The organism is Akkermansia muciniphila (assembly GCF_002884975.1).
Classification (GTDB): Bacteria; Verrucomicrobiota; Verrucomicrobiia; order Verrucomicrobiales; family Akkermansiaceae; genus Akkermansia; species Akkermansia muciniphila_C.
In genome coordinates this window covers 1,118,683-1,140,287 of sequence record NZ_PJKB01000001.1, presented here as the reverse complement: position 1 = coordinate 1,140,287, position 21,605 = coordinate 1,118,683, and the positions used below count along the sequence as shown (strand labels likewise).

General features: G+C 52.4%; 16 protein-coding genes. 10 read left to right on the top strand and 6 right to left on the bottom strand.

The features are described 5' to 3' along the window. Positions 1-5 precede the first annotated feature (5 nt). Complete coding sequence (locus CXU21_RS04560; RefSeq protein WP_102714449.1) at positions 6-689, bottom strand: HAD family hydrolase; 684 nt, start codon at positions 687-689, stop codon at positions 6-8. Then, positions 676-2,070, bottom strand: a complete 1,395-nt coding sequence (locus tag CXU21_RS12345) for an LptF/LptG family permease (RefSeq protein WP_180972645.1) — start codon at positions 2,068-2,070, stop codon at positions 676-678. Before CXU21_RS12345 ends, CXU21_RS04560 begins: the two co-directional genes overlap by 14 nt. Positions 2,071-2,250: 180 nt before the next feature. Between CXU21_RS12345 and CXU21_RS12340 the strand changes: the two genes are divergently transcribed. From CXU21_RS12340 to CXU21_RS04535, 5 genes are all read left to right on the top strand, one after another. After that, a complete protein-coding gene (locus CXU21_RS12340) occupies positions 2,251-3,363 on the top strand; it encodes an alpha/beta hydrolase family protein (protein ID WP_180972644.1) in 1,113 nt (370 codons plus the stop codon). 29 nt (positions 3,364-3,392) lie between these two features. Further along, a complete protein-coding gene (locus tag CXU21_RS04550) occupies positions 3,393-4,802 on the top strand; it encodes an OmpA family protein (RefSeq protein WP_180972439.1) in 1,410 nt (469 codons plus the stop codon). A 1-nt stretch (position 4,803) separates the two neighbouring features. Beyond that, complete coding sequence (locus CXU21_RS04545) at positions 4,804-5,679, top strand: HAD hydrolase family protein (RefSeq protein ID WP_102725206.1); 876 nt, start codon at positions 4,804-4,806, stop codon at positions 5,677-5,679. 142 nt (positions 5,680-5,821) lie between these two features. After that, entirely contained in the window at positions 5,822-7,768 is a 1,947-nt protein-coding gene (locus CXU21_RS04540; RefSeq protein ID WP_102725205.1) for a M60 family metallopeptidase, read from the top strand. Positions 7,769-7,849: 81 nt separating this feature from the next. Then, a complete protein-coding gene (locus tag CXU21_RS04535) occupies positions 7,850-9,100 on the top strand; it encodes an MFS transporter (RefSeq protein WP_102725204.1) in 1,251 nt (416 codons plus the stop codon). A 61-nt stretch (positions 9,101-9,161) separates the two neighbouring features. Here CXU21_RS04535 and CXU21_RS04530 read toward each other — a convergent pair whose 3' ends face one another. Both CXU21_RS04530 and CXU21_RS04525 read right to left on the bottom strand, forming a co-directional pair. Continuing rightward, positions 9,162-10,799 (bottom strand): SpoIIE family protein phosphatase, encoded by a 1,638-nt coding sequence (locus tag CXU21_RS04530; RefSeq protein WP_102725203.1) that lies wholly within the window; start codon positions 10,797-10,799, stop codon positions 9,162-9,164. Between the two features lie 128 nt (positions 10,800-10,927). Then, the gene (locus tag CXU21_RS04525) at positions 10,928-11,614 is read right to left on the bottom strand and encodes an RNA polymerase sigma factor (protein WP_102725202.1); all 687 of its coding nucleotides are present in this window, start codon (positions 11,612-11,614) and stop codon (positions 10,928-10,930) included. Positions 11,615-11,736: 122 nt separating this feature from the next. Between CXU21_RS04525 and CXU21_RS04520 the strand changes: the two genes are divergently transcribed. Further along, positions 11,737-12,750 carry an endonuclease/exonuclease/phosphatase family protein gene (locus CXU21_RS04520; protein ID WP_102725201.1) on the top strand — a complete coding sequence of 338 codons (1,014 nt, stop codon included), beginning with the start codon at positions 11,737-11,739 and terminating at the stop codon, positions 12,748-12,750. Positions 12,751-12,965: 215 nt separating this feature from the next. Further along, on the top strand, positions 12,966-16,382 hold the full coding sequence (locus CXU21_RS12125; protein ID WP_146016956.1) for a hypothetical protein: 3,417 nt from the start codon (positions 12,966-12,968) through the stop codon (positions 16,380-16,382). Here the strand turns inward: CXU21_RS12125 and CXU21_RS04515 are convergent. Continuing rightward, complete coding sequence (locus tag CXU21_RS04515; protein ID WP_102725200.1) at positions 16,371-17,285, bottom strand: glycosyltransferase family 9 protein; 915 nt, start codon at positions 17,283-17,285, stop codon at positions 16,371-16,373. The two genes, CXU21_RS12125 and CXU21_RS04515, sit on opposite strands and share 12 nt — an antisense overlap. A 12-nt stretch (positions 17,286-17,297) precedes the next feature. Continuing rightward, positions 17,298-18,266, bottom strand: coding sequence for a tyrosine-type recombinase/integrase (locus tag CXU21_RS04510; protein ID WP_102725199.1), 969 nt, complete (start codon positions 18,264-18,266; stop codon positions 17,298-17,300). A 659-nt stretch (positions 18,267-18,925) separates the two neighbouring features. Between CXU21_RS04510 and CXU21_RS04505 the strand changes: the two genes are divergently transcribed. The 3 genes from CXU21_RS04505 to CXU21_RS04495 are packed head-to-tail and all read left to right on the top strand — an operon-like array spanning position 18,926 to position 21,565. Continuing rightward, positions 18,926-19,636 (top strand): prepilin-type N-terminal cleavage/methylation domain-containing protein, encoded by a 711-nt coding sequence (locus CXU21_RS04505; protein ID WP_180972643.1) that lies wholly within the window; start codon positions 18,926-18,928, stop codon positions 19,634-19,636. A gap of 42 nt (positions 19,637-19,678) precedes the next feature. Beyond that, the gene (locus CXU21_RS04500) at positions 19,679-20,464 is read left to right on the top strand and encodes a type IV pilus modification PilV family protein (protein ID WP_102714423.1); all 786 of its coding nucleotides are present in this window, start codon (positions 19,679-19,681) and stop codon (positions 20,462-20,464) included. 30 nt (positions 20,465-20,494) lie between these two features. Then, complete coding sequence (locus tag CXU21_RS04495; protein WP_102725197.1) at positions 20,495-21,565, top strand: PulJ/GspJ family protein; 1,071 nt, start codon at positions 20,495-20,497, stop codon at positions 21,563-21,565. Positions 21,566-21,605 lie beyond the last annotated feature (40 nt).

Genomic DNA, 21,605 nt, shown 5'->3' with positions numbered 1-21,605 from the left:
GATTTTTAAAGGAGCTCTTCCAGTGAACGGATTTTGCTGGTTGCCAGGGAAAAATCCGCTTGCTCCGTCACCCGGTTCGGGATGGAGATGACGGGAATGCCTGCACGGGACGCAGCCGTGGTGCCGTTCTGGGAGTCTTCCAGCACCAGGCATTGCGCGGGCGGAACGCCCAGATTTTCCGCCGCTTTCAGGAACAGGGCCGGGTCCGGTTTGACGGGAAGGCCGTCGTCACGGCAGACGACGGTTTGGAAGCAGGGCATGATGCCCAGCTTGTTCAGCCAGCCGTCCACCCAGCGGTGGGATGAACTGGACGCCACCCCCATGGGCGTTCCGGCTGCCGCCAGGCGGCGGATGAGTTCACACGCGCCGGGCAGAAGGCCGGCATGCTCCAGGTCGCGGACGATTTCCTCCTGCCGGCGGCCGTTGATGCTGTCCCAGTCGTAGGTACGCCCCGTCAGTTGTTCCAGATGGTCTCCGGGGTTCCAGTGGGTGTAGCCGCTGCCCAGGCACTGGTTGAACAGGTCCAGGGGCAGGGAATGGCCGCAGGATGAGAACACGCGTTCCCAGGAGGAATAAATGGCGTATTCCGTATCCACCAGCAGCCCGTCGAAGTCAAAAATCACGGCTTGCGCCTGCCGGAGCAGTTCGCGGGCTTTCCGGACGGCGGCAGGATGGTCATTGGTGGTCATGGACGGGTGTCTTTTTCAAGCCTTTCAGCATCTCCATGAAGCTTCTGTGGGCCAGCTTGGTCTGGAACAGGCGGATGGCGATGATGGTGTAAATGATGTTGGGCATCCACGCTCCCAGCCAGGTGGGGAGGTAGCCTGCGGAGGCCAGGGTGGGGAAGAACTCATACAGGAACAGCATGGCCGCCGCCAGGAACAGGGCGATGCCGATGCCGGACATAGTGGACCGCCTCTGGAACGTGATGGCGGAGGGGATGGCGATGAACGTCAGGATGATGCAGGAGAACATGCGTGCTATCCTGACGTGCCATTCCGTCTGCAGGCTTCTGAGGTATTTGGCGTTCATGGTGCCGGCCTTGAGGATTTCCTGGAGAGCCGGAGTTCCCTGGGTGTCCACGCGGACGTTGGGGGAAATCAGCTGCCATGGGGTTTCAGGATATTGCTCTTTCAGCGTCCGGTACTCCAGGCCGTCAAAAACGGGCACGTCGTTCAGTTGCCGGGGCTCTTCCTGGGAATAATTTCTCTTGATGGCATGGCGGAACGTCCATGTCCTGGAAGCCGGGTCCCAGGAGGCCTCATCTGCAAACAGCTCGTATTCCATCTTGCCGGGCGCGCTGAACTGCTCCACGCGCACCTGCCTGAACGGTTCTCCGGGGGAATCGATGCCGGGAGGATTGCCCACGTACCAGATGCGGGACTCAGCATCATTCTTGTAAATGGAGCTGCGGGAGGAGTCGTTATTTTTATTCTGGCTCAGCGAGGAGAACATGAGTTTCCTGTACAGCGTGGAATTGGGCGCCCAGTGGAACCCGAAGATGCCGAAGTAGATGGCCGCGAATACGGCGCCGGTGATGACCGGGGCGTTGATCCGGAGCAGGGACCTTCCGGATTGCAGCATGCCCGTGATTTCCGAGGAGGAGGAGAGCTTGGTGAGCGCCCAGAGCGTTCCCAGGAGAAGGGTATAGGGAAGGATCAGGTTCAGGATCATGGGCAGCTGGCTCAGGTAAAAGCGGAAGGTGCCCGCGAGGGGGGAATCCAGGTTCATCAGGTCCCCCACGTTGTCCGCAAAATCCCCGATGATGTAAATCAGCGTCAGGATGGCCGTGCACATGATGAAGGCCGTGAACCAGGTGCGCGCCACATACCTGTCCATGATGCCCGCCCGATTGTACAGGAACATGCCCAGCGCGGGAAGGAAGCACCCCGCCAGGATGAGCCAGGGGCGCAGGAGCTGGGCCAGCGGATATTCGGACGGCGTGCCGGGAATTTCCCACTGCATCTGGGACCACTCCCGGGGCATCAGGAACCAGGCCGCCGTTCCTCCCAGCGCAAGCAGGAGGAGGAACGCGGACCATTGGCGGAAATGTCGGGCCTGGATTGCCATGAAAAAAGGAAGGTGGGGCAAGGATGCCAGATCGGGGGAGGGAAATAAAGCGTTATTTGGCCGCCGGGAGGGCGGTGTAGGACGGCGGAGGATATTAGCCTGATAGAAGTTGAGGGTTGTCAACGTAAGCAGGATGGGATAGAACCTTTCCGATAACTGCCTTGCAGGCACCGTCTTTCCATGTTCAAACGTCTTGTTCAACTGTTTCTTCTGCTCATTCTTGCGGCGGTGGGCGTCCTGGTGTGGTTTGCCTGGTATGTGTCCACCCCGCTGCTCGTTCCCGTGGGCGGGGATGAAGGCGCTGATTCCCCTGTGGCGGATTCCCTGGCGATGGAGCCTGTGGAGGCCGTCTCCGCGGACGGCACGGCCATTGAAGGCTACCTGGTGCGCCCGGGCCGTCCGGAGGCCCTGTCCCCGCGCCAGAGCCGCGTGCGTGATGCCTTGAAAATGCGCGGCAATATGCCGCATCTGGAGGCAAAGCCGGAGCTGGTCGTGATAGCCACTGCCTGGGATCAGGGGGTGAAAAGCTCCCTGCCGCTGGCGGAAGGCCTGACCGGAGCCGGGTACACGTGTCTGGTATGGAATCCGCGCGGGAAGGACAACGCCCGGAAATTCTGCACGTACGGATTGAAGGAATATGCGGACGTGACGGCGTTGCTGGACGCCGTTTCCCGGAAAGAGGGGGGGCTGCCGCCCGTGGCCGCCGTGGGGCAGGGCTTCGGCGCTGCCGTGCTGCTGAAAGCCGCGTCTGAAGACCCGCGCATCCGCTGCATGATCAGCATGGACTGCTTCCCGTCCCTTAAAACCGTGGCTGTCCGGGAGATGGAGCAGGACTGGGGCAAACCCCTCTGCTACGCCGCCTACTGGCTTCTGGACGCCGGCGTGGACTGGAGGGCCAATTTCAGCACGTTTGACGTGGCTCCGGTGGATGACGCCCTGAAACTGGACTATCCGGTCATGGTGGTCTGTACCAACCAGTATTTCTTCTCCACGCTGGAGGACTGCCTGAGCATTTACGATTCCCTGAAGAACGAGAAAAAGCAGCTTTATGAATCCATCCGGGAAGGGGAGCCCTACGGCACCCGGGAACGGACCTTCCTTCACTCCATTGAAGGAAAGAAGGGGGAAAAATTTGAGAAAACCTACAAGGTCAATGTCTACGCGGGGGATGACGAGCTCCAGGCTGGCATTGCGGAATGGATTCACGAGAATACGCGCATGCCCATGCCCAGGGTGTTGTCCCATGAATCCTACAGTGCACCCGCTACGGGCACGGCGCCTTCCGGTTCATGAACCGGGCCTCTCCCTTTGTTGACTATCCCGTGAGTGCGAATCAGGACAACAGCCGTGAATTCCGCGAGAACCGCCGCAGGCGCAGCCGTTTCATCCTGCCTGCGCCGCGCCATCTGGCCGCGGTGGCGGTGGGCGCCCTTCTTGCTGCCGTGCTGGTGCATTACCTGGGCTTCATCGTCCTGAGCTGGTTTGACCTGGGCATCCATGTGCATAAGGCGCCCGCACTTCCGGAGGACCGGATGCCGCTGCCTGAAAAAATTGTGCTGAGGGCGGATGACCGCCCGGCTCCGGATGTGGCGGAGGCCGTTGAACCGCCGGACATTGAGCAGCTGGAAGACACTCCCCCGGAATTGCCGGACCTGGAGGACATGGTGCCGGAAGAGGTGGTGATCGCTCCCGGGGAAACCAGCTTCTCCGCTGATCCGGTGGCCCCGTCCCCGCCGGAATCCCTCTCCCCCAAAATGCCGCAGGTGGATATGAAGGCCGTTGCGCAGGGACTGCCGGAACCTTCTCCCCCCGAAGCATTGAAAACCTCTCCCAGCCCGGCGACGATCAAGACGGCGGAGCCGGACATGGTCAATCCGGACGAATGGTATAACAACAAGCTCAAGGGTGCGGGCGGCCAGGATGATTCCCACCTGCCGGACGGCAGCAAGTCCCTCTCCCAGTTGATGGCCCAGTCTTCTTTGGGGAAAGACAGCGGTTACAGCAGGCTGGGCGCGGACCTGCTGTTTGAATACAACAAGGTGGTGATGAAGAACTCCGCCCGTCTCAGCATGCTCCAGCTCGCGGGGCTGATGATGAAAAACCCGGATACGATCTTCATTGTGGAAGGCCATACGGACAGCTTCGGTTCTGAAGAATACAACGCCGTGCTCTCCCTGATGCGGGCGAATGCCGTGCGCCAGTGGCTGAAGGATAACGGCATTGCCCTGACGCGGCCGAACGGGGAATGCAGGCTGTACATCCGCGCATGCGGGGCCTCCCGTCCGGTGGTTTCCACCAGGGGGGACCAGAATGCCCAGGCGGCCAACCGCAGGGTGGAAATCCACATGCGCAAGCCGGGAGAGGAAATCCCTGCCGGAAGCCTGCCCGTCACGTATGCCGTGGACATGAATACTCCCATTGCCCGCCAGGTGCGTGCCGGAGCGGGGGCCCGGGCTAAAGTCCCCGCTTCCTCCGCAGAAAAGAAGGCGCCCCCCGCCGCTCGGCCCCCGTCTCCCGCTCCGGCAGTGCGCCCCGCTCCTGCGCGTCCGGAAAAGCCTCAGCCGCGGCAGGAAAACATTCCCGAGGCGGAACCTGTTCCGGAAACCATTCCGTCCGCGGAGCCCGTGGATGAGCACATCCCTTCGGCGGAGCCGGTGGAGGATGATATTCCCCTGGCGGAACCCGTTGTGCGTGCGGAAAGCCGTGCCGGGGTGAAGGGAGGGCTGGCCTGACATGGAATTGATGCGTTTTCTGCCGGTCCGGGCGCTCCCCTTGCCGGAACGGCCCCGGTACCTTTTTTCCTTTGACTTTGACGATACCCTGTTCACGATGGGCGGTCCCGCAGGGGAAAGGCGCATGTTTTTCAGCATCATGCGCGGACTCCGGGCACGGTACGGAGTGCTGTGGGGCATCAATACGGGGAGGGATACCGTTTATCTGCGGGAAGGGCTGATGGACCTGTTCCATGATGACCCGGAAGCGTTTGCCCCGGACTTTACGGTGACGATGGAGCGCAACGTCCATCTGGCGGATGCGGAAGGAAGGCTGATGCCCGGCCTTCCGTGGAATGATGCCTGCGCGGTGGCGCATGATGACCTGTTCAGCCGTTACGGCGGCATGCTGGAAGAACTGATGGCGCATCTGGAATGCCGTTTTTCCGGCCTGGAGCTGCGGAGGCAGGCCAATGACGCCTTTTCCCTGGTGGTGAATGACGCCTGCGGGCTGGACGACGTCTCCTGCGTCATTCAGGACAGGGTGGGCCCGTATGAGGAAATCGTGACGCAGCGGGCCGGCCCCTACCTGCGTTTCAGCCACCGTGATTATAACAAGGGAACCGCGCTGGCCTTTGTGGCGTCCCGGTTCCGCGTGCCGCCCGTCCATGCCGCCATCTTCGGCGACGGGCACAATGACCTGGACGCCATGCGGCATTTGCCGGAAGCGTTCCGGTGCTGTCCCTCCAACGCGGCGGCGGAGGTGAAAGCAATGGTTGCCTGCGGCCACGGATACGTCAGCACGGAGCCGCGCACCCGCGGCGTGCTGGACGGCCTGGTGCATGGGGCGCTCCCCCATTTCCGCATGAACACGGATATTCCGAAGGCGGATTTCTGAGGATCGGGCGTGGGAGGCTGATCCTTGACAGTCCGCTTTGGCGCGTTCTTCCATGAAAATGCCTGTGGAAAAGGAAGAATCGGATTGACAAGGAATGTTTGGAATGAGGAAATGATGACGATTCATTCCAAATTCTGATCACATGAACAATCCTTTTTTCTCCCGTAATGTACTCAGGGGTTCCGCCGTGGGGTGGTTTTTAGTGTTGCTGCTGGTTTGCGGGGCCGGAGCCGGGTATTATCTGTACCGGGATAACGTGCAGAAAAGGGAAGCTGCCCGGGAACTGGCGGCGGAACGCAAAGTGAAGGAAAAGACGGTCCGGGAAGCTGCTGAAAAACAGAGGATAAAGAGGGAGCGGGAAATCCGGGAAAAGAAGGAAAAGGAGCGGCTGGCAGCGCAGAAGGCCAGGGATGCAGCACAGGAGAAAAAAGCCCGGGAGGCCGCGGAAGCGGCCCGGAAGCTCCGGGAGCAGGCGGCACAGGACGAAAGGGAAAAACAGAGGAGGGAGGAGCTGGAACGGCGTGAGCGTGAGGAAGAAGCCCGCAGGCAGGAGGAACCCGTTCCGGCGGAGGAAGAGGAGCCGGAACCGGAAGGCCGCTTCCCCCAGCCCGTGAAAAACGTGATGCCGGAGCTTTCCGTTTACGCCACCCCCAGCAAGGATGAAATCCCCATGGATGCGGACAAGCCCCTGGAAGCATGGTCGTGGGACAAGGCTGAAAAAATGGAGGGGATGGAGGAATTCCCCACGGGCGCCGCGCCGTGGAAAAGCGGAAATGACGCCCGGCGCATGCGTGAGCTTCTGGAAAAATGCCGTGAGTGGAAGGATGCCAAGCTCTCCGGACTGAAGGCGTGCCCGGCGGCAAAGGATTTTCCCGGTGTTCCGGAGGATGGCGCCCAGCTCGTCCGGCGCACGGTGGAGATAGACTCCAACATAGGCGGCTGGCACAGCACGGGGCTGTATGCGCCCCCCGGAGCGGAAATCTCCTGCTCCCTGTCCGGCGCGCCCAAGGACAGCTCAATCAGCGTCCGCATAGGATGCCATACGGACAGCCTGCATAAGCTGGAAGAGTGGAAGCGGGTTCCGGAAATAACCATGCAGGTTCCGGCGGACCGGGGCCGCGTGAAAATGGTGAATCCGATGGGGGGCCTGGTGTATGTGAATGTGGGCCAGCGCTCAAAGCGCGGGAAGGTCTTCAAGGTGCAGATATCCGGAGCCGTTCCGTCGCCCCTGTTCATCATGGGGAAAACCACTCCGGAACAATGGGCCGCGCAATTGGAGAACGCCAGGGCGCCGTGGGGTGAAATCTGCATGCCCCGCCTCATCGTCACGATGCCCGTGGAACAATTGAAACGGTGCCCGGATGTTCAGAAAACGGTTGAATTCCTGCAAAAAAACATGGGGCTTCAAGACTGGATCATGGGATGGGACACCAAGCCGGACCGCCTGCACCATCCCATGCGCTTTGTGGTGGACAGGCAGATTTCCGCCGGAGCCGGGCACTCCGGCTACCCCGCCATGGGTACGAAGGACTGGACGGACTCCATAGCCAGCGGCTCCATTATCCAGTCCGGAAGCTGGGGGCTGTGGCATGAACTGGGGCATAACCACCAGTCCCCCCCGTTTACGATGGAGGGGCAGACGGAGGTCTCCGTCAACATCTTCTCCATGGTCTGTGAAGTCATGGGAACCGGGAAAAACTTTGAATCCTGCTGGGGCGGCGGCATGGGGCCGTACGGAATGAGCGCGGAGATGAAAAAATACTTCTCCGGCGCCCAGACCTACAATGAAGCGCCCAACAAAGTCCAGCTCTTCTTCTGGGTGGAACTCATGTACTATCTGGGTTTTGACGCCTTTCGGCAGGTGGCCCTCCAGTTCCATGACAAGCCGTACGACAACGGCAAGCTGAGCGATGAAAAGAAATGGGAATGGGTCATGAACGCTTTCTCCAAAGTTACGGGCAAGAACATGGGGCCTTTCTTTAAAATATGGCGCATGCCTGTCTCCGAACGCGCCATGGACAGGATGAAAAACCTCCCCGTGTGGCTGCCCTCCAAGGACTACCCGGCTTGTTACACGGCTGAGGAATAAAATGGGACTGCAGGGGGAGGCTTCCGTTGCCGCACTCGCGTCTGGACGGTTCCGGCGGCGGGGGCTAGGATAAGTGGGCTGATGAAATGGCTGAATGACTGGCTGGGCTTCTTCAAGCCCCTTCAGGTAAGGAACCTGCAAATCTTCTGGTCCGGACAGGCAGCCGCCCTGATCGGGATGTGGCTGCAGGTCACGGCCATGGGCATTCTTGTCTATGAAATTTCCGGCGGCTCCGCTACGGCGGTGGGGTTGCTGGCGGCGCTCAATGCGCTCCCTTTCTTCCTGGGCGGCATGCTGCTGGCCGGGCTGGGAGACCGCTTTGACCGCAGAAAACTGTTGATCGCCGTGCAGTGCGTCCAATGGCTGGTGGCTGTCGGCCTGTTTCTGCTCACTATCCTTGGCATGCTCCAGCTATGGCACCTGTATGCCGCCGGGCTGGTGATGGGCGTCAACCAGACGGTGGGCTTCCCCACGCAGCAGGCTTTTGTGGGAGACCTGATTCCCCGCAGGCAATTGCAGGAGGCCGTGGGCATGTACTCCCTGGTATTCAATACGTGCCGCGCCATAGGCCCTGCGCTGGCCGGGTACATCATTGCGGAATGGGGGGCCGGAACCGCTTTTGGCGGCAACGTGCTGGCAAGCTTGCCGTTGATCGGCTGCCTGGTTTCCCTGAAAGGGCGCATTACGGATGCCTGCACTCCCAGAAAGCAGCGTGGAGCCGGAAGGAAAGCCTCCGGCCTTAAGGCGGTATTCTCTTCGCGCAGCCTGCTCTTCATCATGATCAGCGCGCTGATTCAGAACATCTGCGGGCAGTCCCTTTACCAGATTGTTCCGGCGCTGATGCACGGCAACCCGCGGAATACCGGCCTCATTCTGGGAGCGGTGGGGGCCGGGGCCATGGTCAGCATCCTCTTCGTCCTGCCGTTTGCGCGCAAAAGTGACAGGGTGGGGGCCAAACTCTCCTCAGGCACGCTGTGGATGGGAAGCGCGCTGTGCGTGGCGGGCATCATCCCCGTGGTGGAAATACAGGCCGTATGCTTCTTCTTTGCCGGTCTGGCGACGTCCTCCCTCTTCGTGACCTCCTCCTCCGCCGTGCAGCTTCTGGCTCCCCCGGAACGCAAATCCGCCATTCTGGGGCTGTTCAGCATCGTCACCATCGGAGTGCAGCCCCTGGCTGCCATGGGCTGGGGCGCGGTAGTGGATGCCTGGGGCGTCTCCACGACGATCATCATGGCGGGAGGGCTAGAAACCCTGTTCTCCGTCTGGATGCTGGGCATTCCGTTCTGGCGCAACTTCAGGTTTTCTCCGGAAGAAAGTCCCGGGACAACATGACCTCTCCCTGCCATTGGCGGGGATGGAAGAATGCCCGCGGGCTCCTTGCTGCGTGTGCGCGTCAGTGCCCGGGTTTTTTCTCGTGCTCGGAATAGCTGATGCCCAGCATGCAGATATCGTCCGCCTGATTGGTGCAGCCGGTGAATTTGGCCACGCAGGTAAGGGCCTGGTGCACGAAATCCTTGGTGCTCCTGGGAGAGGAACTGTTGAAATAATCAATCAGCCTGTCCACGCCCAACTCTTCCCCTTCCGGGTTGGCGGCTTCCGTCAGGCCGTCCGTGTACATCAGAACGCGGGAATCTGCCAGGAGCGGGAACTGGGCGTTCTGGTAAGTAGCGTCATCCAGCAGGCCCATGGCGATGCCTCTGGGCAGAGGCATCTTGCGGGCAACGCCGTCCGGCCCCAGGATGATGGGATGCGGATGCCCTGCCGTGGACGCGGTCATGACGCCTGTTTCCAGATCCAGGTAAACATAAACGGCGGAGGCGAACATGGTGGTGTTCGCCCGTTGCAGAATCTTGGCCAGTTGGTGGTTCAGGGACGTAAGGAACGCCGCCGGATTGTCCGCCAGATGGGACAACTGCTCCATCAGGCCGCGGAGCATGGAAGCAATGAGGGCGGCGCGGATGCCGTGGCCCATCACGTCGCAGACGATGGCGCCTACGCCGGAATTGCCCACGGGAAAGGCATCAAACCAGTCGCCCGCCACCCCCTCTGAAGGAGTGAAAATGTGGTGGAAATCCACATGGCGCGTCAGGCCGTGCTCCGTATGGGAGCGGGAAGGAATTTCATACGGGAGCAGGGCGAACTGGATTTCCCGCGCCAAGTCTATTTCCTTTTCCAGGGACTTGTTGCGTTCCTCCAGAATGCGGGCCGTTTCCGTGGCCTTGATCTCCGTCTTCACCAGCTTGGTGACGTCGCTGGAAATGCCCACGATGCCCTTGAGGTCTCCGTTGCGGCCGTACCACGGGAACTTGCTGATCTGGCTCCAGGAATCATCCTTGTGGAGCCATGTCTCATGATGCAGGCGCGCGCGGATAGGCCGTCCGGTCGCCATGATGTCCAGCTCCTCCTTGCGAGAAATATCGGACATCGTCTGATCGAAAAAGTAATCGTCCGTCCGTCCCGTCAGGTCCGCCGGAGTGGGGACGCCCAATTTATTGGCCGTGGCCGTGTTTGCCAGGACGAAGCGCGATTCCCGGTTCTTGAAATAAATGCTGTCCGGAATATGCTCAATCAGGGTGTGGAACAGGTCCCTGTCCTCCGCTGCGCGCAGCTCCGCCGTTTTCCGCCGGGTGATGTTCACCCATACGCCCACCAGCATGACGGGGCGGCGCTGCTTGTCCCTGCGTGCCAGGCCGTTGATGCGGACCCAGCTCCAGCTCTTGGAATTGAGCTTCTTCATCCGGATCTCAATGCGCATGGGCATGTGGGAATGGCCGTCCAGATAGCGGCGCACCTCCTGGGAAAAGAACGCCTGGTCCTCCTCATGGATGGTCAGCTCCGGCTGGGTAAAAATATTGGGAGCCTTCTCCTTGCGGCTGGCTCCCATCATCGTCAGGCAACGGTCCGTGTAATGAATGACGCCCGTCTTGATATTCCAGATATAAAAGCCCTCTTCCGCCGCCGCCAGGGCCATCTTGATCTTGTCCCAGGTAAAAACCTTCTGGGCGGAATGTCTGTTGCGTGAGGGCGGCATTGCAGTTGCCGTTATCTAACGACAAAACGCCTGCCTTGGCAAGAGGCAAAATAAAGGAATCATTCCTGAAAAGGCGGCCGACAGGGGAAAAGCGGGGAATGCTCCAATCCCGGCGGAGGCGCCCACGGCTATTTCTCCTTCTCTTCTTCCTGGGAGTGAAGGAATTGCAGCTCTTTCTTCAGCGCGCTCCCTACGCGGTGCTTCGCCAGATACACCTGGGCTATGGTGACGCCAAGCTGTCTGCGGACTTTGGCAGCATCCCACTCCCGCAGCACGTAATAGTCAAAAATCTGGAACTGCTTGGGGGACACCTTCGCCTTGACGCGCTCCAGAGCCGCCTGCAACAGGTTATTCTGCCACTCCCGTTCCCATACCTGGTCAAAATTATTCTTCCCTTCGTCCGGAATCTTGTCAATGGGGTGCTCCTGGGTCTCCGTGGCGTCCGGGCTCATCAGCATGGCCGTATCCTTCTTCCGTTTGCGGAACTGGTCATTGATGCGCCAGCGGGTCATATTCCAGAGCCAGAGCTTGAAGGAGCCCTGTTCCGGCTTGTAAATATTCTTCTTGCTCTGCTTGGCGATGGAAAGGATGGTCTCCTGCACCACGTCCCAGGCTTCGTCCTCCCTCAATCCGGCCTTCAGGGCCACGGAATAAATCAGCCGCCAGTAGGTGCGGTAAAATTCATCCCACGTGCGCTGGTCCTCCCAATTCTCCAGGCGCGCAATCAGGCTTTTCCTGGTATGTTCCGCATATTGGGAAAGCGCCTGTTCGTCAGGCTGGGACTCGTTCTGGGGTTGCAATGGAGGCACATTCATGGTTTATCATGAATTACGGATGAAAGTGAAGTGAAAGCCGAGTAATAAGCTGAAAATTTTACGAGGCCGGACCTGTGTACTCACTACGTCCTTCATGGAGAAAATCTTTCAAGGCAACGGGCATGATCAGGAAAACGTCAAAACGCAGGGGATCCTCCGTCATCGCCGCCCTGATTGTGCTGTGTGCGGTGCTGGGGTACGGGCTGACGGAATGGAAGCCGCTTCTGGACATGCCGGAGGCCGTCCCTGCCCAGCCGGGGGAGGCGCGGCAGTCATCTGTTCCGGAAAAAGTGGAAATCCCGGACAAGGGGGACCCTGTCCGGATGCTGGCCATGAACGCGGGCAACTACTTTGTCCCGGAGGACCCGCGGAGGAGCAACTTCCAGGTGAAATATAAGCCGATAGAAGCTCGCGAAGCCCTGGCGGAACTGATCCGGGAATCCGGGGCGGACATGGTGGGACTGTGTGAAATGGGAGGAGAGGCCGCCGTGCGTGACTTGCAGATGCGGCTGAAAAGGAAAGGCGTTCAACTGCCGCACAAGGTGCTGGTCATGCGGAACGGGGAAGACCGTGGGCTGGCCCTCCTCTCCAAATATCCCGTCGTGGGCAACCGCTCCGTCACGGACATGCCTGTATCGGGAGAATCCAAACGGAAGAAAACGATGCTACGCGGCATCCTGGACGCCACGGTGAAAACGCCGGATGGCCGTCTCTTTCGCCTGATGGGCATTCATTTGAAATCGCGCCTCAGCCGTGACGGGTCCGCGGAAGACACGCGGCGGAGGGAAGCCTACGCCCTGCGGGACTACCTGAACAAAGCCATCGCCTCCCAGGATGGAATGCCCCTGCTCCTGTACGGTGACTTCAATGACGGCCCGGCGGACAGCGCCGTGCAGGTTATCCAGGGCCCGGCGAAAACGGAATACCGTTTAAACCGCCTGAAACCCAGGGATTCCCGCGGGGAAACCTGGACCATCTACTACGAAGACGGAGACACCTACCACTCCTTTGACCATCTCTTCATCAACAATACCCTGAAAAAGCGCCTTGGCCGCAAGCCCCCCATGGGCATCCTTGACTCTCCCCCCTCCCGCCAGGCCAGCGACCACCGCGGCGTCTGGATGGAGTTGAGGTAGATGAAAAATAATTTATTATAAATACGATATATAAAAAATATTTGTTAGATGTTTAATTAAATGCGATAGGAATCTTTGGAATATAAAAATATCTTTGCAAAAATCGGGGAAAGTAATATTTTAACAAGAGTAAAATTTGTGGTATTGCTTTTTAGCATTACCATCTCGAATAACTGATAACTATTTATTATCATATTTCCCAAATAAAAAATAAAATGAAACGTAAAATTACTAATAATTCTCCTGAGGTGGAATTAGAATTAGATTGTAAAAAAATAGCTGAAGAATGGGCTAAAGAAAATATTCATGGTGGATATGATATATTTTATAAAAAATACAGACCTATCGACATAGTAATTAGGGAGAAGATTGAGAAAAAGAAAATTCTAGGAAATCTCATAACAAGTAGCAGAAGAAATGAATATGAGCATTTTTTTGAATGCAAGTTGCACAAAAGGAATTTAGGGTTAGAGGTATTGGGAAAGGCGTATCTTATAACTTTAAGATATAAGCCGAAAACACTAGTTATTGCCACAAAAGGTTCCTTAACAAAACAAGCTATAGATTTTGCTCATTGGCTTAAGGAAGAAATTAATGATTTTTCATGTTCTACATGGAGTCCTGACAAAATAAAAAATACGCCAGAATCCGAGCAGTGTATTGATGAATCATACATAGAAAAATATGCTGATAAATCAGAGATTATAGAGTGGAGATTAATAGAAAAAAGCACATTCTATAGAGCTACCATTTCTGATGAGAGAAGTGAAAATAAAAAAAGATATGTCATAGATTCAAATAAAATTTACCATTTCGAGAGTACTATTAAAATCTCAAATAAAAAATATGATTATCTTGAGTTGAAATTAGAAATATATTCAAACAAAGGTGAAAAAATTGATATCCCATTAAGACCCGTAATCGGCGTTAATAATTGTATTTTAATTTCAGAAATAATAAATTTATCTAATGACAATGAAGGAAAAATATTAACCAAAGCGTTTCTGCGAATTGAAAGTAATCTAGGCGAAGATATCCATAGTATTGAAAACTTTCCTGATTTGATGATACCCTATCATACTTTATATATAAAAGATTTTAGAGGGAACAAAGCTGAGAATATGTTTAAGAATATTTTAAATAGTTCGAATTCATCGATTTATATGATCAGCGGAGAAGGAGGAATTGGTAAGAGTTATTTATGTGAAAGAATATGCAATATAGCAAAAAAAGAGGGATTTCATGTTGCTCATACAACACTTAGTATAAATAGTGAGCCGACGTTTATTCGAGAATTAATGTTAGCATTGCTTCCGGAGAAGCTACAATATATATTTCAAACGGATGATTTTAATGAATTCACAGGAAATTTCATAGAGACATTTTTTGAATATTTTCAAAACAGAAGCAATAAAAATGAATGTATCATTTTAAGAAATTTTTTAACCTGCAATAAATGGGATGAATCAGATCCGGAACTATTACTAACAATAATAATCAGAATACTTGTCTATTCCAATAAACATATATTATTATTTTTAGATAACTGCCATAGATTGTCTAATGTATGTTCTCGAGTTTTACAAGCATTTTTTTATGTACTAGAAAATACTGATTGGGCCTCAGGTAAGATTAAAATTATTCTTGAGTATAGAAATTCAGAAGAGGATATTACACAACAATGGAGAAATATGCAGGAATGGTTATATCATAATTTTTCTCATAGAATTCAGCATGAAAAATTAACTGCATTAACAAATGAAGAATTATTTAATGCAATAAATCCTGTCATCATTTCATCAGATAATAAAATTGTCGCAGATTTAATATTTACAAAGACTTCTGGAAATCCATTGTATATAACAATGTTGTTTCAAGGATTGATTGAAAATAAAATATTAATTCCCACGTCATCTAATCATGTATACGCATTAACTCAATTATCTGAATTGAGGGATTTTGTTGTAACATTATCTGAAAGCATAGAGTCAATATTAATTGAAAGAATCCGTTATTGGGATAAAAAATTATTAGAAGACAATTATAAGTTAGGAGGATATATATTGGGCCTGATGGCATTGATCAACGTAAATATAAAATTAGAATTACTTTCTGAAATTTCTGATTCGACTTTGGAAGATACTGAATTATCATTATTAAAATTACAAAGTGCGGGTCTGGTGAATCGAATTAATGAAGAAGTTTTTTCGTTCTCACATGAATATATTGTTCCTGCTACTACTAAATGGCTGGAATTGCAGAATGAAGATAAAAAATTATCATGTGTATTTAATGCAATAAATAAATGTAAGACAAATAGTTTTGAAAGTTCTTTCTCAAAAGGGCGTTTGCAAGCATACATTAGGAGGAAACAAGGCGCTATCGATTCATATAACTCCGCTTTACAATATTCTGCAGGTAGCTTTAGTAAAAAATTAAGATGTCATAAAGAAATATTTGATTTATTTAATGAAAGAAGCGTTGACAAAAAATATATAAATTTATATCTAACTAATCTCGAAAAAATAGTTCATGTAGGAGAATATTTTTTATCAAATAAAGAACTGATATCTTACAATGAAAGAGGTATACGAGTATTAGAAAATATTGATATCGACGTTACTATGAAGAGATCTTTCTCTAGACAATATTATCATAATATTGCACATGCCTCATTGAAGAGTATTGATTTAGAAAATTATCTGAAATACACGAAATTATCATTGAAGTATTGTGAAACAAATATTGAATATGCTCAATTATTGAATCGACTTGTAAAATGTTCGGCCCTGCTGGGATATAGCAAAGTAGGATATGAGGCTGCAGTTTTAGCATTGCGGTTACAGCAAATAATTGATACTAGTGAAGATCCGAATTTGGAATCTGTCATTCTTGGAGATATTTATATGCTTTATAGTATTAATAGTTTTAGAATAACAAAAAATATTGTACATAAAATTTCAAAATGTCATGTAAGTAATAGACAATTGTGTCATAATATTTACATACAGATATGCTTTGAAATTTTGAATGGGAATATATCTCAAGCGAATAAACTGACGAATATTTTGAGAGAAACTATTCAAAAGGGAAATTTTTCTGCAATGAATATACATTTGTTTTATGTTGAAGGTTTGCTATATATAAAAAATAATAACAACTTTGAATATGCATTGGAAAAATTTAAAAAATCATACATTGAATGTTCTTGGTTGAATAGAATTAGAGAAGAAATTACGATTGGTAATAATTTATTAATAACTTATATTCACAATGAATATTATGATAAATCAATTTCTTTATGTAGAAGATTGATTTTTTTATGTTGTGGGATAAAACAAAGCTATCAAGATGAATGTGAAAAATTCTTGAAAGATATTAAATCTAAATTAGATTTATTAAATATTCATGATTTGTCTACTGATTATAAAAATATTTTATCGGTAAAAGTTTTATCCAATAAATTCAGCATTTGTGATACTCTCTTGAGAAATATAGTTGTTTTAAAAAGATGCCTACCAGAATATTTTTGTGATTTAGAAATCTCTATTTCTGATCTTAACGAACCGGCTCAAAATACTATTGAAATCCATATGGAAAAAATTAATCAAAAGATGTATTTAATTGTATAGATTATTCAGATATCTTTCTGTTTCGTTGATTACAACTTCTAATGAAGAATTTTTTAAATCATTTTCCATAATGGCTATGTTCTTATTAAATGGATAGGACCATCTTAACAATACAGATGGAACATGTAAAATAGAGTATTCTTTTTCTTTTTCAAATTTTTGTCTCATATCAAAGAGTGTTACAACTGGTTTTCTGAAACCCGTTGCAATATGCATGGGAGCACTATCGAACCCTATAAAAAAATCGGAAGCCCAGATTAACGCCATCATTTCTCTTATTTTTTTTCCCGGATTTAACAACCCAAGATCTGTATCTCCAAATTTGTAATTTCCAACTTGAAATACTCCTGCTATTTTTTTTATTCTTGAAATTATTTTTAACCAATTATCCTTGTACCATGGTGAGTATTGACTGCTCTTGCTGTTTCCTCCAGGATGAAGGCAAACTAAGGGCCTGGGTAATTTTTTTAATTCTTCTAATGCCCATTTCATTTCATCAGTTGATAGAAACAGAGAACTTCTTAATTCTCTAGCTTTTAAGCCATAAGACCAACATATATTTTCAATGATATGATTTAATTGAATTAATGTAGATCTCTCGTCATTTACGATGTATAATGATTCTTTATCTATTTGTTTTCCATTTTTTATTTCTTTAATGAACGGATTATGGCGCCAAATTGCAAATGGATCTTCGTCTATAGCTGTTCCTGTGGACGGTGTTAGCGGGCCAGTGAAAATTGAAATAGGTCTCCCCATTTTTAGAGAAAACTCTTCGACTAGCCTTGTATAAACAATGACATTCCCTAACCCACTCCCTTCGCAATTGGGTATGGCAAGATCAACAGAATGTTTTAATGCAATTTCTTTAGTTTTTTTTAGGATAGAATTTCTAGACTCCATAATAAATAGTTATCAGTGTTTAGAAAAAGGGACCATTATACTTTTCCTTGGATGGAAGTCCTTGAGAATGACTTTTTGTTTGGCGGCGCTGACGTGGGTGTAGATTTGGGTGGTGGCCAGGGAGCTGTGGCCCAGGATGGTTTGGATGTATTTGATGTCTACGCCTTCTTCCAGGAGGAGGGTGGCGAAGGTGTGGCGAAATGTGTGTGGGGTGACGGGTTTGAGGATGCCGGATCTCAAGGCCAGTTTTTTGATCATGATTCTCACGGATTGGGAAGAGAGGTTGTTTCCCTGCCGGTTGATGAAGAAGAATGTGTTTTGCCGGGAAGAGGGGAGGCAGAGGCGCTGGTATTCGTGAAGGGCGTCCAGAATGGCGTCCTGGCATATTTGGATGACGCGTTCCTTGCCCCCCTTGCCATAAACTTTGATGAAACCGTTATGGAGGTTTACGGCTGCAAGATGCAGGGAGCATAGTTCGGATACCCGGATGCCTGTTCCAAACAGGAGTTCCACTACGGCGATGTTGCGGACTATTTCCTGATAACGGTATCCTGTCGTTCCGGAACAGGCGTTTTTCTCCCGGTACAGGGTGGTCAGGATGGAGGTCACTTCCATGGAATCCATCACGGGAGGGAGCAGAAATGGAACCTTGATGCTGATTCTGAGCTTCCGCATGGGGTTGATGAAGTCGTCATCTTCCATTTCAATGAAGTTCAGCATGGCCTTGAGCGTAGCCATTTTCCTTTTCATGGTTTTAGGCTGGAACCGCGACAGAGATTTGACGTATTGCTTCAGGTCTTCTGCGAAAATGGCGGGCAGCGAGCAGATGTACCGTTGATTCTTCATGAAGTCCGCGAATTGTTCCAGGTCGGTCGCGTAGGCTTTCAGGGTCTTTTCACTGAGGTTTTTTTCATATTGGGAATGAAACAGGAACCGTTCGATGGTTTTTTCCAATAGGGATGAGTGTGATGTGTCAGGCATGGTGGAACGGAATAATGAGAGTGCCGTCTGGGTGCAAGGTCCTTTTTAAGCCTCAATCAAATTGAAACGTCCTGGTGCATGGAATACCTGCGGTACGGAGTGCCGTTAAAATGGATGCCGGGACCATTGTCCGGCACGGAGGAATGGCGTTCATGGATAAGTGGCGTGGGGTCTTTGTTCCGGTTCAAAAGCCCTTTTCCGGAGAAATGGTGAAGATGTTAATTCCATTCCATGTGCTTCCGGGGTTGTTCCCTTGTGCATCACCGGGAATTTCATTCTCGATCAAATGGAGAGGTAAGGACGCTTTTCTGGCCCGGAGAGAGGCTGAATAATTCCAACTGCTGTCGGCATCATGACGCCCGTCGTCTGCCATCCGGTTGCGGGGAAAGTGGAACGGGAACCCTGGAAAATGGTTCCTTCAGAGGCGTTTCAAGGGATTTTTTCTCCCTATGCTTCTTGGAATGTGTGGATAGAATCAGCCGAAAGTTCCGTTCTTCCGGATAGTGCATAGTCACGGGGATGACCGGGCGATGAAACCCCGCCGGATTTTTATTTGGACGGGAGCATATCTGGCCTTCCCGTTTCTCAAAAAATGATTGCCGTGCCCGTGTGAAACGGGTAGCATGCCAAAAATCGTTGTTCAATCCTACATAACCTGTATGAGAAATTTTTCCAAGCATTCCGGAGCGGCGTCACGCTGTTCTTCGTCGGGGAGCAAGGGGTTTACCCTGGTGGAACTGATTGTCGTCATTACCATTATGGTAGCCATGATGGCATTGGCCGCCAGCATGTTGAGAGGCGGGGGCAGGGGGCAGGGCCTTCAGTCCGCCGTGGAGATGGTTGACGGCATGGTGCAGGAAGCCCGGCTGGACGCCATGGGCAAGGGAACATGGAGCCGCCTGATTATTGTGAGCACTCCTGATGACGAGGCCCGCAATATGCGCACCCTGGGCGTGATGTCCAAGAATACGCGCACCGGAAAGTGGCATCTGGTCAACCGCTTGCAGACGCTCCCCGCCGGGTTTTACATCAGCCCCACGTACAGCACCCTTCTGGAAGGCTCCAAGAGGACCAAGGGCGGCAAGTCCGTGGCCCGCAGTTTTGCCAGCCGCGACGGGCAGGATACCGTCAATCTTCCCGGCAACAGGATGACCGATATTTATTTCATTGAGTTTGATGAAGAAGGCCGCATGTCCCAGCCGAATGCCCCCACCCGCCTGGTGGTGGTTTCCGGTTCCGCCGGTAACGGCAAGGAGGAGAAGCCGACCCCGATGGTGGACGGCAAGCCGGGCCTGGCAGGCGGCATCGTCATTTATCCCAAGGGGAATATCAGCCGGCTGAGAACGACGGAGCAGGTGATTCCCAATTAATTAGTATTCTAACGGATTTCCCATTTTATGTTGACCCATTCTATGAAACAGTCTCGTGCCAAGGGGTTCACCCTGACGGAAGTGGTGCTGGCGATCGGCGTGGTTGCCGTGCTGATCGTGGTGTTCATGGCCATGTTCATTCCTGCCAGAAGGACGGTGCAGGCCGCCCTGACCATCCGCGAGGCGGACCGCATTGTTCACGCCCTGACGGCGGAACTTGGTGAGCTCCGCAATTCGGAGCGCGCCGCGCCCAATGCCAGAAAGTCTTCCTCCACCAGGTACATTTCCGCTTTTGACAAGGCATTTTACTGGATGGAGTTTACGTCCAAGCCCGCTACGACCATCCTTGTCTACAATTACAGGGCAGACCTGACCAAAGGCGCCCGCAAGGACGGAACGCCCCAGCCTTGGCTGGAGGAAGGCGGCAGCATTCCCGGCAGGAATACGGCGGTAGTGACAGGCGTTTGCCTGGCGAACAACAAGGACCGCTGGGAGGATTTCAAGGCGCTTGTGGGGCCCGTCTTCGCCGTGCGCATGACCCAGCTTGTGGTGGAGCGCATGGATTCCAACGCTTACGGGTACAAGCTGGCTCCCAAGTACGGAACGATTTACAATCCCTACAACCGCGGCAAAGTGATTACGGAGCCTTCCCTGTACGTTTATACGCCGGAAAAAGGCGGCGGCCTGAATTTGCCCTGGGGGGCGGAAGTCCTGTACCAGGCAGAGTTTTTCCAGCTTCTGAATACGGACCCCGAGCGTTTGCAGAACGTGACCTGGGAGAATTTGAAGACTCCCGTTTTTACGCGCAATCTCGCCTTCCGCCGCTAACGGGCATTATCCGAAGACATTTGAAAAATCATGAAGACATTTGCCAAAATCAAATCCGGCGCGTTTACCCTGATTGAGCTTCTGGCGGCCATGACCATCACCACCGTACTGGTGCTGGTGATTGTGGCCCTGACCTCCCGAGGGGTGGATATCTGGAGATGGGTGCTCCAGGATGTGCGGACTACCACGCTTGCCCGCACGGCCATGGATACCATGACCAAGGATTTTGAGAGCATGCAGTTCCGTCCCGGCAACCCCTTTGAATGGATGCTGGTGCAGCGGGACAGTGATCTGGTTTCCCGTGCCGGAAAGACCACCACATCCAAGAAAAAAGGCCGTTCCTCCGGGTTGGATGAAGCCCGCGTGAACCTGATGACCATGGGGCCGGAAGGCGCCAAGATCACGAATGCCTCCCAGTTGATTTTCTTTACCACCCCCACGGACCGCAACCCTGCCAAGTCCAGCATGGACATGAGGAGTGACCGCATCATCGGGGACATCAACTGCGTGGGCTACAAGCTGCTGTACCGTGACCAGATTCTGGACCAGGACGCCACGGCGGAGTCTGACGGCTTTCCCGTTTATTCCCTGTACCGCAACTTGATCAACGCGGAGGATACCGTCCAGAATCTTCTGGGCCAGCAGGACCTTTGGTCCGCTTATACCCGTTATCAGCAGGATGAAACCATCCCTGCCAATTTCCTGGTGGAAAACGTGGTGGAAATGACGCTGATTTTTGAGGTGGATTACCAGAAGAAAATAGGCAATTCCGGCAGCAACAAGTCGGACAAGGATGCCACGCAGCGCGCGTCCGTACTGGTTCCCGTCATGACGACCGGGGCCAACCGGCTGGGCTCCTGCACCCAGATGGATGTGTACGGCAACCGGCTGAATATCATCGGAAGCAGCGTGAATATTGACGATTTGAAATCAGGCCGCGTCACCGCTGTGACCATTTCCATGACGGTGGTTACGGATGAGGGCATGGCCCTGGTGGACCAGATCCGGCAGAAGAAGCGTCCCGCTCCCTCTCCGGAGGAGTTCTTTGAACGTTACACCCGGTCGTTCACCCAGCGCGTCGCGCTGCCCGTGAGCCATTAGGTCCGTCCTTGAGGGCCGGAGGGCGCGGAGTTTACCGACT

Bases quoted from the DNA above. Each gene is read 5' to 3' on its own strand.
- CXU21_RS12340 (WP_180972644.1), top strand. From the start codon at position 2,251: ATGTTCAAACGTCTTGTTCAACTGTTTCTTCTGCTCATTCTTGCGGCG.
- CXU21_RS12125 (WP_146016956.1), top strand. From the start codon at position 12,966: ATGAAACGTAAAATTACTAATAATTCTCCTGAGGTGGAATTAGAATTA.
- CXU21_RS04540 (WP_102725205.1), top strand. From the start codon at position 5,822: ATGAACAATCCTTTTTTCTCCCGTAATGTACTCAGGGGTTCCGCCGTG.
- CXU21_RS04515 (WP_102725200.1), bottom strand. From the start codon at position 17,285: ATGGAGTCTAGAAATTCTATCCTAAAAAAAACTAAAGAAATTGCATTA.
- CXU21_RS04535 (WP_102725204.1), top strand. From the start codon at position 7,850: ATGAAATGGCTGAATGACTGGCTGGGCTTCTTCAAGCCCCTTCAGGTA.
- CXU21_RS04560 (WP_102714449.1), bottom strand. From the start codon at position 689: ATGACCACCAATGACCATCCTGCCGCCGTCCGGAAAGCCCGCGAACTG.
- CXU21_RS04505 (WP_180972643.1), top strand. From the start codon at position 18,926: ATGAGAAATTTTTCCAAGCATTCCGGAGCGGCGTCACGCTGTTCTTCG.
- CXU21_RS04510 (WP_102725199.1), bottom strand. From the start codon at position 18,266: ATGCCTGACACATCACACTCATCCCTATTGGAAAAAACCATCGAACGG.
- CXU21_RS04525 (WP_102725202.1), bottom strand. From the start codon at position 11,614: ATGAATGTGCCTCCATTGCAACCCCAGAACGAGTCCCAGCCTGACGAA.
- CXU21_RS04520 (WP_102725201.1), top strand. From the start codon at position 11,737: ATGATCAGGAAAACGTCAAAACGCAGGGGATCCTCCGTCATCGCCGCC.
- CXU21_RS04500 (WP_102714423.1), top strand. From the start codon at position 19,679: ATGAAACAGTCTCGTGCCAAGGGGTTCACCCTGACGGAAGTGGTGCTG.
- CXU21_RS12345 (WP_180972645.1), bottom strand. From the start codon at position 2,070: ATGGCAATCCAGGCCCGACATTTCCGCCAATGGTCCGCGTTCCTCCTC.
- CXU21_RS04530 (WP_102725203.1), bottom strand. From the start codon at position 10,799: ATGCCGCCCTCACGCAACAGACATTCCGCCCAGAAGGTTTTTACCTGG.
- CXU21_RS04545 (WP_102725206.1), top strand. From the start codon at position 4,804: ATGGAATTGATGCGTTTTCTGCCGGTCCGGGCGCTCCCCTTGCCGGAA.
- CXU21_RS04495 (WP_102725197.1), top strand. From the start codon at position 20,495: ATGAAGACATTTGCCAAAATCAAATCCGGCGCGTTTACCCTGATTGAG.